The 14,896-nt window shown below is 52.8% G+C and carries 11 protein-coding genes; 4 read left to right on the top strand and 7 right to left on the bottom strand.

Annotation, left to right across the window (positions count from 1 at the left end; genetic code table 11):
* Positions 1-37: 37 nt before the first annotated feature.
* Entirely contained in the window at positions 38-1,363 is a 1,326-nt protein-coding gene (locus PYRFU_RS06590) for a hypothetical protein (protein ID WP_167827882.1), read from the bottom strand.
* Positions 1,364-1,771: 408 nt separating this feature from the next.
* Between PYRFU_RS06590 and PYRFU_RS06585 the strand changes: the two genes are divergently transcribed.
* The 3 genes from PYRFU_RS06585 (at position 1,772) to PYRFU_RS06575 (ending at position 4,358) form a co-directional block, all read left to right on the top strand.
* Positions 1,772-2,539 carry an adenosylcobinamide-GDP ribazoletransferase gene (locus PYRFU_RS06585; RefSeq protein ID WP_244403920.1) on the top strand — a complete coding sequence of 256 codons (768 nt, stop codon included), beginning with the start codon at positions 1,772-1,774 and terminating at the stop codon, positions 2,537-2,539.
* 152 nt (positions 2,540-2,691) lie between these two features.
* Positions 2,692-3,498: a BtpA/SgcQ family protein gene (locus PYRFU_RS06580; RefSeq protein ID WP_014026877.1), complete on the top strand. Its 807-nt coding sequence runs from the start codon at positions 2,692-2,694 to the stop codon at positions 3,496-3,498.
* Between the two features lie 278 nt (positions 3,499-3,776).
* Positions 3,777-4,358 carry a PaREP1 family protein gene (locus PYRFU_RS06575; RefSeq protein ID WP_014026876.1) on the top strand — a complete coding sequence of 194 codons (582 nt, stop codon included), beginning with the start codon at positions 3,777-3,779 and terminating at the stop codon, positions 4,356-4,358.
* Between the two features lie 166 nt (positions 4,359-4,524).
* Here PYRFU_RS06575 and PYRFU_RS06570 read toward each other — a convergent pair whose 3' ends face one another.
* Together PYRFU_RS06570 and PYRFU_RS06560 are read right to left on the bottom strand one after the other, a co-directional pair.
* Positions 4,525-5,607: a zinc metalloprotease HtpX gene (locus tag PYRFU_RS06570; RefSeq protein ID WP_052296960.1), complete on the bottom strand. Its 1,083-nt coding sequence runs from the start codon at positions 5,605-5,607 to the stop codon at positions 4,525-4,527.
* Between the two features lie 285 nt (positions 5,608-5,892).
* Positions 5,893-7,554, bottom strand: coding sequence for a multiheme c-type cytochrome (locus PYRFU_RS06560; RefSeq protein WP_014026874.1), 1,662 nt, complete (start codon positions 7,552-7,554; stop codon positions 5,893-5,895).
* Positions 7,555-7,853: 299 nt separating this feature from the next.
* Between PYRFU_RS06560 and PYRFU_RS06555 the strand changes: the two genes are divergently transcribed.
* Positions 7,854-8,129 (top strand): ferritin family protein, encoded by a 276-nt coding sequence (locus PYRFU_RS06555; protein ID WP_014026873.1) that lies wholly within the window; start codon positions 7,854-7,856, stop codon positions 8,127-8,129.
* 138 nt (positions 8,130-8,267) lie between these two features.
* Here the strand turns inward: PYRFU_RS06555 and PYRFU_RS06550 are convergent, their stop codons facing one another.
* The 4 genes from PYRFU_RS06550 to PYRFU_RS06535 all read right to left on the bottom strand — a co-directional run bounded on the left by PYRFU_RS06550 (position 8,268) and on the right by PYRFU_RS06535 (position 14,894).
* Complete coding sequence (locus PYRFU_RS06550) at positions 8,268-9,647, bottom strand: hypothetical protein (RefSeq protein ID WP_167827881.1); 1,380 nt, start codon at positions 9,645-9,647, stop codon at positions 8,268-8,270.
* Between the two features lie 149 nt (positions 9,648-9,796).
* A complete protein-coding gene (locus tag PYRFU_RS06545; RefSeq protein WP_048191793.1) occupies positions 9,797-10,528 on the bottom strand; it encodes a helix-turn-helix domain-containing protein in 732 nt (243 codons plus the stop codon).
* Positions 10,529-10,739: 211 nt separating this feature from the next.
* Positions 10,740-11,990 (bottom strand): M1 family metallopeptidase, encoded by a 1,251-nt coding sequence (locus tag PYRFU_RS06540; RefSeq protein ID WP_167827880.1) that lies wholly within the window; start codon positions 11,988-11,990, stop codon positions 10,740-10,742.
* A gap of 390 nt (positions 11,991-12,380) precedes the next feature.
* Positions 12,381-14,894: a multiheme c-type cytochrome gene (locus PYRFU_RS06535; RefSeq protein WP_167827879.1), complete on the bottom strand. Its 2,514-nt coding sequence runs from the start codon at positions 14,892-14,894 to the stop codon at positions 12,381-12,383.
* Between the last annotated feature and the right edge of the window lie 2 nt (positions 14,895-14,896).

Below are 14,896 nucleotides of genomic sequence, written 5' to 3'. Positions count from 1 at the left end.
TGGGGCAGGTCAAACCGGGCGTTGCGCCAGGAAACTACTACCCCTCCACGATGGTATCAGGCCATAGCTCGACGCTGAATGATATACTCGCTTTATCACCGGTGTTTAGCGTCGTCTCAAACTCGTGAGAGACGATCATCGGCAGAAAGCCGCCATCCCTGTTCGGGTCGAGGAAGCCTATGGAAGACGACTCTACAGTGAACAGCACACCGCTCAACTTAGACTCGTCAACGGTACTCGGTACTTTCAAGTAGTGTTTTGCAGCTGCAACGCCTAGAGGCGGATCGGAAATATCGTACCACTCGTAGTATGGACTGACGGATGTTGTTGAGACGGCAAGAGCAGTGTATGAAACCACAGCTTTGGCTTCTCCGCCTAGCTCTAGATCCAGTTGCCACGCTATTGTGTACGTCACTGTTTTCGCCGTGCCGGCGTTCTTCGGCTGGTGATCGTCTAGCACCTGCCCAGGCCACATGTCGGTGTTCCAATCGGTTTTCGAGACAAAGACCTTCGGATAGTGGTTATATGTGAAGCAGAAAGGCCATGGATTACAACACAGTGTTTGGTAGCCTTTAGCCGAGTGCTCTATATGTGCAAGCCAAGCATGATACACGCCAATGGATGTACTCCTATTAGCATAATAGTAGTCAACCTTTACGGCCATGTACCCTGTTATCTCGCCGCAATCCGAGCCAATGAAGTTACTTGTTATCCACCCAACATAACCAACGTGCTTAAAGTTCTCGATACTGAGCATAGACGGAGAACCAAAGATACCGCTGAACGTAGCGTTGCCCTCCGCATCTTTGATGTTTATCAGCCTTGCCCACTTGACTACAAGTAGCAGCGTCTGCTCAAAATCAGTAATATCGTAAACAACAACCATGCCTATGGGGTTTATAGAAAACACTAGCGCCTGTGCTGTAAACACGCTACGTTTAACCTCTAATGCGCGGTGACTCTTGCCACTATCCTTTGGCGGCTCGAGTATCAACAACGGCCTAGTGTGCCTGTAACCATAATACTTAAGCATTACTTGCATTGCTTTCTTTGAAAGCACTTCATCCCTATTAGGATTCAGCACGACAATCACAAGGTGTGATGTGTTACGTGATGAATCAATGAGTTGTGATAGTATTGCAGCAGGGTTGTGTGAGAAGTCAGTAACGTTTACTATGAGAATGCTCTTTTGCTCTAGCTTAGGAAACGTGTTAACATCGAAAATTGTAACATTAAGTCCAAGCTCTTCCAGGCTTGTAATGTTGATGTACCTAGCTGCATCGAGGGATATATACACGTGGATACCGGATTTACGCACCAGCGGTGTAACCTCGAGGTATGCACGGTGCCTGGTGACGTCCACACTAAATCGGGGCATTAAGATTGTTATGACGAATAATGCTACAATTGCTAATACAAACGCTAAGATAACCTTGTTACCACTTTTATTGGTATTGTGTAAGGAAGGTGATTGTGCAGATTTTTTCATGCCCCTTATTCCCGGATTTAGTTTTTATCACTTCCGATCTAGATGTTAAATGCTAGTTGGTTAGTACAGTTCAGATAATCTTTTGACGGCTGCGTGCTTAAATCTGATAAACAAATGTATAGTGTTCAAAACATGATCTTGTGATATGCGTCTCGTCAAATGTTGCTGAAATCCCGTGGCTAGAGACGTTATGGAAGTGTGTAAATGGTTAAGATGAGTGGCATGTAATCGGGGCTTTTCGCTTACGCCCCTTGTAGCAGGTGATGTAGGCTCTTGGCGTGTATGCGTACTCTTCTAGCACTCTTGACGCGGCTTCCCGTAGGCTACGCGAGTCTTGATGAGGTAGCAAGATGCCTGCATCTTGTGCCGCTCGTGGGGTTGATCGAGGCTTTGATTGTTAGTCTGGCGTTTATCCTCCTGCTAGGCAATCCGGGCATTGCAGCAGCAGTATACCTTGTGTTGCACTTGCTGGTTACGGGTGGTCTCCACCTGGACGGTTTTGCGGACTATGTTGATGCTATTGCCTCTGGTAGGAGGGGGCTAGAGGCAGTAAGAGTGATGAAAGATCCGAGGAGGGGCTCGCTAGCCGCAGCTGCCCTCGCGATACACTCTATCCTGGTATACGCCTCCGCCTCTACAATAGCATCGGCGCGGCTAGAGACAATACTAGCTGCGATGATATCATCGTATACCGTTGCGTGCTACACAATGGTGTATCTACTTGCCTTCACGAGGCCGGAGCCATACGCAGGCATGGCTAGGGCACTGCAAGAAGCCGCGCCAAAGAGCATAACAAGAGCGATGATCGTAACGATAGCGTGTATAGCGTTAGCAGCGCTCCTTGACCCACTGGCAACCGCTACGGCTGTCGTGACGGGGATTGTCACCGGCGAGTTCGTGAGGAGGGATGTAGAGAAGCGCGTAGGATTCTCAACTGGGGACACGGCAGGATTCACGTACGAGACCGTAAGAGCAGTTGCGTTGCTAGCAGCAGCCATAGCGGTAAGCGCGCCCTTAGGGTTGAGGCCGCACATCGGACTGCCGCCTTAGGAGGCATGACAGTTGGTTAAGACGCTACGCAGCTCGACATTAAGCCTCGTGGGTTTGTTGCGAGATGAGACGGCTTCCTGCGCCTCGGCTGGTACCCGTGAAATAGTCTAAGCTGGTTGAGTTGCGATAGACTGCACGGAAGGTGTAGTGGTTTGCGCGAGCTACTCGCAATCGAGGGTAAGCCTGTGATAGGCGTGGTGCATCTTCCTCCGTTACCAGGGTCGCCTCGATTCAGCGGCAACCTGGAGGATGTAATCGAACGTGCGGTATCCGACGCGAAGGCTCTCGAAGAGGGCGGTGTCGACGCGGTGATAGTAGAGAATTACGGTGACGCGCCTTTTGCTGTCAGGGTGCGTGAGCCCGAGACCATAGCAGCGATGACGGTGGTCGTTCGAGAGGTTGTAAGGAGCGTCTCGATACCCGTGGGTGTTAGCCTACTGCGTAACTCGGGCCCAGAGGCCGTAGCAGTAGCATACGCCTCTGGCGCGGCATTCATACGCGTTAACGCTCTTTGTGAGGCGCGGGTCGCCCCCGAGGGTATACTCGAGCCGGTTGCAAGAGAAGTCGAGCTGAAACGGCGTCTGCTCGGGTGGAAGGGGCTAGTGCTAGCAGATATCGACGTAAAGCACAGTCTCCCCCTAGGTGAAGGCTACAACCCTAGGCTCGCAGCACGAGAGGTACTGCATCGCTGCAAGCCAGATGCACTGGTGGTAACAGGAGCCAGGACGGGTGAGGCCCCCGAGCCGGGCTACGTAGCGGTTATCCGCGAGGCCGTGCCACACGCTAAGCTATTACTCGGGAGTGGAGTCACGCCCGACAACATAAGACTATACTGGAGGCTCGTGGATGGTTTCATCGTGGGCTCCTACTTCAAGAAAGACGGGGTTACAACCAACCCCGTTGACCCCCAGAGAGTAGAGAGGCTCATGAGGATAGTGGAGAGGCTAAGGCAAGGCTAAAACACTTGATTATAAGAGGGCATGGGTGTGTTCTAGCGGTTCAGGTGTATGGAGAGATCGGTTGCATGTGAAAACGCGCCCAGGGAGTGATGCACGGTGAGGAACTGAGCCTCTGGGAGGTTTGCAGCCCGCTACGCGTAGCTGATAGACACGTTGGTGTACTTTATCATCTTCCTGACGGTTATAACAGCCCTGAGCGTAGCTTCAACCCTAGTCTTCCTCACCTTGAAACAAGCTATTATTGACGTTTTGTGTCCATTGGTAGTGTGGGTTAGGCATTGGGCAAAGAGTATACTCTGCTGGAAGCCCCTCTGCCGAAACCTACGAGCGAAGCGTATGCCTCAGCCCGTATTCTTGAAGCTCTTGCAGAGGCCAGGCTTGCATTAAAGTTCCTTAACGAGGGGTTGACGAGAAACGCTGCCGGAAAAGTGTTCCAAGCGTGGAGGGCACTGCTTGCAGCTTTGCTAAGACTCGAGCTAGACAAGCTGATGAGGAGAGTGAAGAGCGAGGAGGAACGGAAGTGGTTAAGTGAGAGAGCTGTGCCACGCTTACCCACAACAAGGCTCAAAGTACTATCACAGCTGCTTGAAAAGATAGGCCATACGTCGATCTCCGCCTGGACAGATAAAGCACTAAATCTTCACGACTATCAGAATCATGGTCCCGATCCCGACCTAGCTCTTTCCAAATACCGTAGTAGGGAAGAAGCCGCCTACGACATCATAGCTCTTGCATCAGAGATTATAAGGCGCGTTGAACAACTCAAAGCAAGACTAGCATGGAGCGACGAACACGAACGTGAACTGGAGATGCTCAAACGAGAGCTAAGGGAAAGCCTTCAGGGCGAAATAAAACAATGAACGTCATATCCTAGTTTTCAACTCGAAGGCTTTTCAAAAGATCAGCTGCGGTATGAGCAAGGCTAGTATTATAGTCTTAATTAAAAAGCATAGACAGCTGGCGAGGCACCGTCAAAAATCGTTTAGAATTTGTGCTATTCAAGCGGGTGACCAACAGATGCTACTCTTACAAGCTTGATAGCCTCTCTGCCAGGGCATCCAGGAACCTTAGACGCTTCGGTATTGGCGGGTGCGTCGAGAATAGCTCCTCTAATACACTTGGCTCTGTCCTCTTCAACTCCTCTACCAGAGTGTCAATGTCGCCACTCCATGGGGTGTATAGGGGCTCAAGCAGCCCCGAGACTATGAAGAGGTAGGTTGTGAAGCCCTTGGCGCTTATCTCGTCGCGGTAGCGTGGCACAGAGTGATACGCTGCGTATAGACGCGCCAATGCCCTCTGTAGCAGCCTCGGGGCGCCCGTGACAAGCGCGGAGTGGGCATCCGCGTAGTACTCGCGTAGCCTCGAGAAGTGCTGTACTACCAAGTGTAGAAGGAAGCCTAGCGCCACTAGCGCCGCGCCGACAGCAAACAGTGTAGCTGGGCTTGCTCTCTCGTCGCGACTACCGCCGGCCCACCACGCGTAGTGTAGCAGGGCGCGGCCCATGAAGTAGACGATTGCCGGTATTGTTGCCAGCGCGAGTATCGCCACCACGTCACGGTGCTTAAGGTGGCCTATCTCATGCCCTATGACCGCGATAATCTCCTCTCGCGGTAGTAGATGAAGCAGGCCTCTAGTCACAGCAACGTAGTTACCGAAGAGGGGGCTGCCATAGGCGAAAGCGTTAGGCGCATCCATGTCGGCAACTACTAGCTTCGGCGGGGAACGTAGCCCCGACTCTCTAGCCAGCCTTTCGACCTCCACGCGCAGCCATTCTAGCTCTGGCCCTGCTTCATGCACTCCATAAATCGCGTTGATTATGACGGGCGAGAATAGCCACTGAAGCAGCATAAACACGGCTACACCTGCAGCCAGTAACGCCGGTGTAACACCAAGCCCTAGATACTCGGCGACAAGGCCAACGAGACCAACGCCAACAAGGACGGTTGCAACAGCGATCACTATCATCATCAGTCTAAGCTCTCCTAGACTTCTCGGGTTGCGTAGCAAGCCGCGCACGACGCTAGAGTTGGCAGCGAGGCCGACGACAAGCCCTAGTACCAACCCTAGCACTAGCATCTCCAGCCAGTATCCAACCACCCAGAGCACCACAACCCCACCCAGTACGACAAGTACAAGGGGGGTTATAGGAAGCGACGAGGGATACAAGAAACTATCGTAATGCGAAACTACGTTGACGAAAGACGTGGTGAGGCAGGCTGAAGCTAGCACCACGCTAGCCCGGCTTCCAGGGCTAGAAACGCGGGTACAACCAATCATGCAAGGTTATGCCGCGGGTATGGTGCATACCTCGTCGAAAAGGGAGAAGCTTGCAAGGCAAGCTGTAGAAAGGGGGAAAAAGAACGCGGGCGTGGGGAGTATCGCGAAATGATTTGCTTACTTTCCGTGCAGCTCTATTAGCATCTGCATCTCGCCGAGCGTCCTGGTTAGCTGGTACCAGCCTCTCTTGAACGTCGTCCAGTCTGGGCCGTTCATCGCGGCGCCATATCTGATGCTGTTAGCGTAGAATAGCCAAGTCTCTATCCACAGTCTCTCGATGTACTCGTCGAACGGGTTGTCGCCGGTCAGCAGGCCCTTGGCGACACCCTTCTTCCATGCCTCTACGAGTAGCTGGGTGGACGCCAGTATCGCCTTGTTAGTCTCGTTGACAACGCCCTCGAACCACGCTATCCTCTCTCTAGCGTAGTTCTCCGAGTGGCACGCACTACAAATCTTTATCATCTGCTCGCGTCTCTTCGCCATCTCCTCCTTGCTGATCACATAGTCCCAGGCTGGCTCGGCGTCCAGCAGCGAGTATGGGAGCGGCAGACCATCCTTGTTCTTAATCTTCCACGTCTCGCCAATCTTCGGCTGCGGGTGCGCATAGACGCCGAAGAGCCTAATCCATATCCTTGAGCCTACGTCGTGCGTCCTGGGAGCTATCACGTTGCCATTCTTATCGACTAGTAGCGAGAAGTGGCAGACCGCGCAGGATGGCGCGCGGAAGTCTCTGCCAGGCACCCATGGCACAGCAGTCATGTTGTAAGTCTTCCACTGTGCTAGGAATATGTTGCCGTGCTTGCTCTCCTTCCAGACGTCGAAGGCTGGGACGTCTGGGTCTAGGTGGCACTGGGAGCAGGTGTATGGGCTGCGTGCAACCTCGATGCTAAAGGCGTGTCTCGGGTGGCATGCTGTACAAGAGCCCTCGCTGCCATCCGGGTTTACTCTGCCCACACCGTGGTTCGGCCAGCCCTTGTAGACTGGCACCTTTAGCTTGAGATTGCCCACCTGGATCTCCTTCAGGCCGACGAACTCTACCTTCGCACCGTGGCAGGCGAAGCAGGCGCTCTCAACAGCCAGATGGTAGCCCGCCTTGATGCCAAACATGTTTATCTGTGTTGAGGCGTTGACGAGCAGCATGTACACCGGGTTCTTCACCAGGTTGTTGTGAGCGTGTGCCTTCACGCTCCTGCCGTACTCCTCGACCTCCACGGGGTGACAGACGGCGCAATCCGGCGGCGTCACTATAGTGTGGATCTTAAAGCCAAAGTGCTCGAAGGTATCTGGGTGCTTGTCCGGGTTTAGGCCGTGGCACTCGTAACAGCCGACGATGTAATCCCTCATGTTCTCCGGTGGTAGGGCGGATATCTCACGCTGAAGCTCCGGCTTCTTCCAGGCCTCGGCTGGCGTTACACGCGCGTGCTTGCTCATCAGCCAGTCGGCGACTATGCCGGGAGTGTATCTCATGTGGCAGTTTACGCACGCCCTGCTCTGCGGCGATAGCTTATTCATAATCTTCTTGACCTCCTCCTGGACGTTTATCTGTTTTGGCATGAAGCCGACTCGCTTTACAACCGTATGTGTTGTAGTCACTGTCACCGTGCGGATCTCCGAGTAAGTCTCTGTAAGCATTTGCGTTTTCGTCACTGTCAAAGTAGCTACCGACTCCACCGTGGATGTCACTGTCTTTGTCGGGGCAGCGCTATAGCCAGCGAAGTATGCTGCGGCGGCAACGATTACCGCGACAATAGCAAACACGAGAATTTGCCTTGCTTCCATACCCTTCAACACCTGTGAACGAAGACCGTTAGTAGGCAGATTTAATGCTTATTCTCATTTAACCATAAAGCAAAGACCATTAACCGGCTCATACTCCTACTAGAGAGTATAAGTTAGGAATTCTAACCATGGGATTTGAAACATGGTATGTGGTAACGTCGTCTCGTGTAGCCGAACAAGTTGGAAGTAGAAGGGCTTCGAGTAATAGACGGGAATTTAGGCTTTGATGTAGCCCGAATGGCGAAGGAAAGAGCTATAGCTTTGCAAGGCGGACTAGTTAGGAGGTCGAGGGGAACGCCTTGACTCAGAAACAAGTCGAGCAGCATGAGCATAAAATGACGGTTGCGCAGGCATTGAGAACCGCCATAATTGCGGAGCTTGAGGCAATAAACCTCTATGAAGAATTGGCGTCCCAGATAGAGGATGAGGGTATAAGGAGAGTCTTCCTGGATATAGCGCGTGAGGAGAAAACGCACGTTGGCGAGTTCCTACATCTCCTCCTACAGGTGGATCCGGAGCAGGCTAGGGAACTGGAAAGGGGCAGGCAGGAGGTAAAGGAGATACTAGGAGAGTAGAAAGGGACGGAACCGCGACCCCTCTATTTTCTCCACTCGTACGTAGTATGTGATGCACGAGAGTAAAGCCAGGTCAACTCGCTACACCTCATATAGCTCCAGTTGTACGTGCTTGTTGTCAGGTAGTGGTGTAGAAGCTCATTGCTTGTTGAGTGCCCAGCGTAGAGCCTCGACATACCCAAGTATCGCTGCCAAGGCCATGATTGTCAATCCCGGCTCTATGAGGAGACGAACCCAGAGATTATCGTAAGGGTTGGGGCTATAGGCCCCCGGCGGCGCTGTGAGAGCGTAGAGGTTTACCCCTGCGCTAGCCACCAGGAAGCCAACTACAGCCAGCCATGCTGACAGTACGGCTAGCCTACTCCTACCTATGCTAGCTAGCAGAGTGATTAGCAGTGTAACACCCCATGCTGCTAGTAGTATATGCCAATGGCCGATACTGTAGGCTAGCTCGGCCCAGTCGCGGGAGGGGTCACGCATAGGCGGGTCAAAGAAGACGGGCTTGTGTAGGCTAACAGCGACGATAGCCCCTGGCACCACCACAAGAGGCCACATTGAGACCAGACCTACACGTAACCCGTGTACCAATGCGCCATCAGCGGTCATCGGCGGGGGCGCTCTAAGAGCAAAAGCCGCTAGAAGACTGGCAATGAGCAGCACCAGACTAGATGGTGTGATTATCTTGTGTGCGATGCCGCCTAAAGGCCAGACAAGATAGGAGCCTACAGCAGTCGCAGCCAGGGAGAGCGTTACGGCCCAGAGGCTGAGCTTCGCCAATCTCGGCCTAGCCCACCGCGGCCCGGTAGCTGCAAACCCAACGAGCATAGAGCCGGTGAGAACAAGTGTAACCATTGCATGCGCGTGGCCCGTCATGGCTCTCCAAACTTCCACGTGCTCGCCAAGATCCGGATCGAACCTGGATGCTATCTTCGCCTTCACAAACGCATCTGCGAGGCTATCGTCCATGTAGCTACTTCCAACATACCCGCCCACGACACCGCCAATAAGCAACAAGAGTACAGAAGCAAACAACCCGATCTCAATCTCACTTCGCGGTTTCCAGAGACTCTGTGCGACAAGCACGCCAGCCGCGAAGAGAAACGCGAGCCCAGCTATGAATAAACCGTGAAGATAGAACAACCTGGCAAAATACGCGTAACCAATACCACCAACCGCCGTCATCAAAGCACCGACTAGAGCCAAGGTCAGCGTGTTCAGAGGTATGCGGTCCCCGAGTACACCGGCGCTGAGAACTAGAGACGCGTAGAGTAGAGCGGCAAACACAACGTGATAATAGTGAGAAACCCTTGCAAGGTAAAAACTCGCATCTTCTATATCACTTGCTATAATCTCAGCAGCCCATCCGTTAAACCTCGAGCCGGGCAACTCAGCAGGAAACCCAAGCGCTACACGAAGCTCTCTAAATGGCGGGGAGAGCAAGACACCCCATAGCAACACCAGGGCGACCAATGTGTATGCAACAATAACGTGAATCTTGACTATGCGGCCCCTCGTCACAATCAACGCCCAGAGCCACACAGAACCAGCGCGGCAGTTTAATCGGGAACAACATGCACTACAACACAGGTACTACACGCGTAATCAAGACAGCAAGGGCAGTGTTAGTGCGGATATATAGAGCTTTTTTCGAAAAATCGAGGCCGTGTTTACTTCCTGACCAGTATAGCCCGATCCTCTTCAACGGCTTTGTGAGTATCCTTGGGTGTGCGCCTAGCGTGTTTACCTACAATGTCGCTAGTCTCAGATCCTCTCCTGATTATATGCTCGACTAGATAATGCGGCAGCTCGTGTCTAACAAACGCTTCAACCACCTTAGCCTCAGCCTTCCTAAGGAGTTCGGCTAGCGACGAGACGCTCATGCCAAGCTCCTTAGCAAGGTCCTTCATGCTAATCTTGCGGGGGAAGCTGAAATAGCCGCGCAAATAGGCTTCGATGAGAATCCTTTCCTGCTTCTCAGTCAGCATATAGTCGTACTCGTCGACAGCATGTGTTAGTATGAGCTCGCAGTCCCAACATGTTTTCTCGAGCTTCTCTAGCACACTTCTCTTCGACACCACAAGCTCGTATACCGCGCCGCAGGGAGTTATGATTGTCGTCTTGGCCATTGACCCTACTGGGGCAGAGAGTAGAGGACAGCAGCACCACCCGTTGTCGCCTCCCAGGCTAGCGATGCAATTCTTACAATACTCTCTCGGCACTAGAATGCGCAATATCCTTCCAAAGCTGTTAGCATATATCAGTTGAAAGTAAATGCCCTTAGCCTTTGTAAGCGCCTTTACATAGCTCTCGACAAACTGCTTTTTGCCACTAACTCTCGCCCAGATTTCTGTGAACCCATCGTTCACGGATATGTTAACCCTGAGGATGCGAATAGCCAAACTGGAGAACGCGCCATTAAAACAGGCATCCTCGGAGAACGGAGTATTCATTGCTAAGGTGTATGCCTCGCGGGTGAGCGTGAAAAGGGGACACCTAAACTTACAAACGTAATATGCTACCAGTGGCTTAGAAGTAGTGTACGACATTTCAGCCTTGCCCCGCTCCGCACTCTTCTCTTTAAGCTGGATACATAGGTTTCCCTATAGATAATCATTCACGGTTTATTCTCGCACGAAACGCAAAAATGCTAAACACCGCTATAAAAGCTAGTAGCGCGAGATATGGTATTTGCCCGTAAAGAGAACTGCTAGGCTCTAATGAGAAACTGCCAGCTGGTCCGCCCCTCTCAACGTTCTGTGTGCGAGTAGGCGATTGTGGGGCGTGTGTAACGCTCTTCTCGGTTGAGGTGCTGTTGAGGGTAACTTTTTCGCGTGGCATTTCATTGACACCTGTGCGTGTATGGCTAATCCTCGCTGGTGGCTCCTCTAGCGGCTGTCCTCTACACGTCCCGTTAACGGTGAAGTTTGAAGAAACTGGACTGTTGAGCAGCCTAAGGGCATCCTCTATCACAGTAGTGTTCACGAACGGCCAGCTGCTACTACCCTCGGCAGCGGATAGTAGAGTAGGGCCTAACAGAGACCTGAGCCTCTGTCTACAATATTGTGGTGCGTGTGCCACAAGGGAGTTAATCAAATCGAACAATGTAACGTACTTGCCGTTCTCCGCGAGAGCCTGGCGGAACAAACCACGTAAGAGATCTGTGTATAAACTCTCGTTGCACGCGTATATCACAGAGTACCATATGGCAGCATGAACCTTGAGCCACGTCGCGTACCTATCGTCGCTCTTCAACGAGAATAACACATAGCGTTCTGCTATCCCGAACAACCTTGGCGCATATACACGGAGCGCGTTCAACGCAAGGAACTCTGCAAGACCCTCTTGGAACCCAAAGTCGCCGTACAATAGCCCAAAGTTGAACCAACCATGAGCAGATTCATGCGCAACAGCATGGATTAGACCAGCCAGGTCGACATCAATGTCAGGTTTTATGTAGAGCATGGCTCCTGTACTATGCGCGGTACCGGGAGGCATGTAGTCACTCTCCTCTGGCGAAGCGATCACGATTACAACGGGGCTCCTAGGACTGGGGCCAAGCCACCTGCTCAGCCCGTTTCTAACTGCGGTTACAGTCTCGACAACAGCATCAAGCTGTGCAGTGTTAAACCCTCTCGGCAGAACTATACTCAGGTTCAACGACGGATTGTCGATCGTCTCGTAGACCCTAGTATAGGCGACCACAATGCCGTCATACATGTAGTACCTCTTGAAAAGGGTGACCGGTAGTAGGTATGGCCCGCCGGGTGCCCCGTAACCCCGCCAGTCTAGCGCGCTCCTTACAACATAGTCTTTGGGTGCTGTCATCACAAGCTCCAGTAAGCCGTTTTTCGCGCTCTTCAAAACATCTATCACTTTTGGGCACACGCTGTCAAGCACATAGTATAACGACGTGGCGATTAGTCGAGGGGAGATACTCCTAGTCTGCATGTAGAGCGGGTTAGGCTTCAGAGACGATGAACACGTGAAATTTGCGTTGTATCCTACAAGTTCAATGTGAACGCGCCACTCTTGTGATTCTGAGGCGTGTGTAAAGTTGATCACGAGTTCATACGCTATGGGTTGACCCGGATAGTTCGATATCAGAGACGCAAAAGCATACTGCGTGAATACCAGTATGAGAAGGATGGTAAAAAGATGAGAATAGAGGATACGCATCCCAGGTGCAGCCCCCCAAGGAGGATCGTGTAGGGAAAAAGAGGGTGGGGCTTAAACCGGGTGGTACGTGTGAGTTTAGGCTCCTCTGCCTCGTATAACCGCTAGGCCTAGTGCGATAGCAGCTACTGCTAGTGCGATGCCGGCTAGCGTGTAGCTGTTGGCGCTCACGGCACCTAGCTGCTCGGTGACGCTGCTTACCTCCTCGCTGACCTTCTCAACCTTGGACTTGACGGTGCCCACCTCCTCGCCCATCTTCTCGACCTTGCCGCTCACCTCCTCAACCTTCTTGTTGAGAGTCTCTAGCTTGGCGACAATGTCCTTGACCTGACTGACAAGCTCGGTTATCTTCTTAGCCTCGGGTGCAATGGTCTCTAGCTGCTTGCTAAGCTCCTCAACTCTCTTCACGATCTCGCTCACATCGCCTTTGAAGCTCGTGTAGTCGCTCTCAAGTGCAGACACGTCGCTGGATAGCTCGGTTAGCTTAGCCTTTAGGGTCGGCACCTGCGCCTCTAGGGCTGCTAGCTTGCTCTTCAGCTCCTCTATCATCCTCTCTAGCTTTGCAATCTTCTCGACCAGCTCTGGCGCGTATGGCGCGCCAGCAGCCTGCTGCTTGAGGGCAGCTAGCTCGGTCTCGAGCTTCTTGACCTTGAGTGCGGTTGCTAGGTAGTTTATCATCCTGCCGAGCTTGTCCATCACAGTGTCAACGATGCCAAGCCAGTGTGCATAGTCTGGACCCATCATGGTGGCGCCGTTCCTCCACCTCCTACCGTCGTGGTGCCAGATGTAGTACCACATGATCTCCATGTACTCGTCTAGCAGGTTCTTCTTGTCGTGGATGCCCTCGGCCCATGCTAGCTGTAGTAGGCTAAACGCGAACCTGGCGACAATGTCGTACTCGATTATGTTCTGGTCGGCGGTTCTGAAGTAGTTGTCGACCCACTGGCTTGCATGGCAGAACCTACAGACCTTCTTCATCTCCTCACGGTGCTTGGCTAGCTCGCCGGTAAGCTCGACCTTCGGTAGCCTTGGGAAGCACACCTGGCCCGGCTGACACTCGTCAACGATCTTTAGACCCATGAAGACCGGATACCTGCCGGTCTGCTCATATGCCTTCATTACATCCTCTGGGTACTTGCCCTTCAGCATGCTGAACTTGAGGAAGGTGGCAGTCTGGAAGTTGTCTGGTATCACTGGCTTCGGGTGACTGAAGAAGTGCATCTGGTCCCATACTAGCCTCTTCACTAGGTCGTGAGTGCCTGGCACGATAATGTTGCCATCCTTGTCGGCTAGCGCACTCATGTGGCAGGTTGCGCAGGTTGGCGCGTTGAAGTCAATGCCCGGCCTCCACGGTATCTGCTCCCAGTTCCACTCCTCGCCATAAGCGTCGTAGATGTTACCATGCTTGCTCTCCTCGTAAATCTCGATGTGTGGGTGGTCGTAGCCTAGGTGGCACTGGCCACAGGTCCATGGCTCCCTAGCCTGCTTCACGCTGAACATGTGGCGTGGGTGGCATGCAGTGCAGGTGCCAATGCTACCGTCCGGGTCGATACGGCCAGCACCGTTGTTCGGCCAGCCCCATAGCTTGACTATCTTCACCTTGTAGGTTGGGTCCTCAGCATAACCATAGGGTATCACGGCAGCGCCGTGGCACTCTAGACATGCGTGATAGACATAGGCGTTGCGGAAGGTTGGGTGGGACATCACGTTGCTCACAGTTGCGACAGTGCCGTCCATCGCGGCAATGGTTATCTTAATGCCTAGCTTGCCGAGGATAGTGTTGTTGAGGACGCCGCTAGCTGGCCATAGTGGGCTAATCCACTTCTTCCAGTCAAGGTCGTACGGCGTTACCATGCCGGTGGCCTCCTTGAGCATCTTCACTATGTCGTTCTCCTTGCCGGTCATCATGTACTCCATTACGGCCTTTGCAATCTCCTTGTAGAAGTTCCAGTAGACTGGCTCCTTGTCGCGCTGCTTGGTTAGGAATGGTGGCAGGTACTTCTCGTAGAGCGCCTTTGCATTCTCATCGCCAAACGGGTTCGCGCCCTCGCTCACAGCGTACTTGATTATGGCAGTGTACCATGGCTTGATAGGTGCGAATGCAGCAGTGGCGTGCCAGGTCCAGCTGATCTCAATGTTTTCCTTCGGGTGGCACTGACCACAGTCCTTCCTAGTCACAACTGCGACGATCTTGACGCCAGGTATGTGCTCGACGGCATCGGGTCTGTCGGTGTCGGCGAACATGCCGTGACACTCGTAGCAGCCGACGACGTACTTGTAGTTCTTGAACTTCTCGGCAATCATGTTAGCCCACTGAGGCTCGCCAAGCTTCTTGTACAGCTCGGCAACCTGAGCTGGTGTCATCTGAGCGTGTTTGCTCATAGCCCACTCGTAGACGATCATCGGGGTGACTGACAGGTGGCACTGGATACACGCCTTGGTCTGTGGGCTGACAATGTCGCTCTTAAGCAGTTCATCTACCTTCTTGACTACCTCGTCACCGAAGGGTACGGTTGCTGCGGCTGCCGTAGCGCTGACCGCTAGAAGTGCTAGGATCGATACAACGAAAACAAGAGTTACAACACGGCTCATAC

The sequence above is a fragment of the Pyrolobus fumarii 1A genome (genome assembly GCF_000223395.1).
GTDB lineage: Archaea > Thermoproteota > Thermoprotei_A > Sulfolobales > Pyrodictiaceae > Pyrolobus > Pyrolobus fumarii.
Note: the sequence above shows the minus strand (reverse complement) of the source record. Positions and strands in the feature narration are given on the sequence as shown.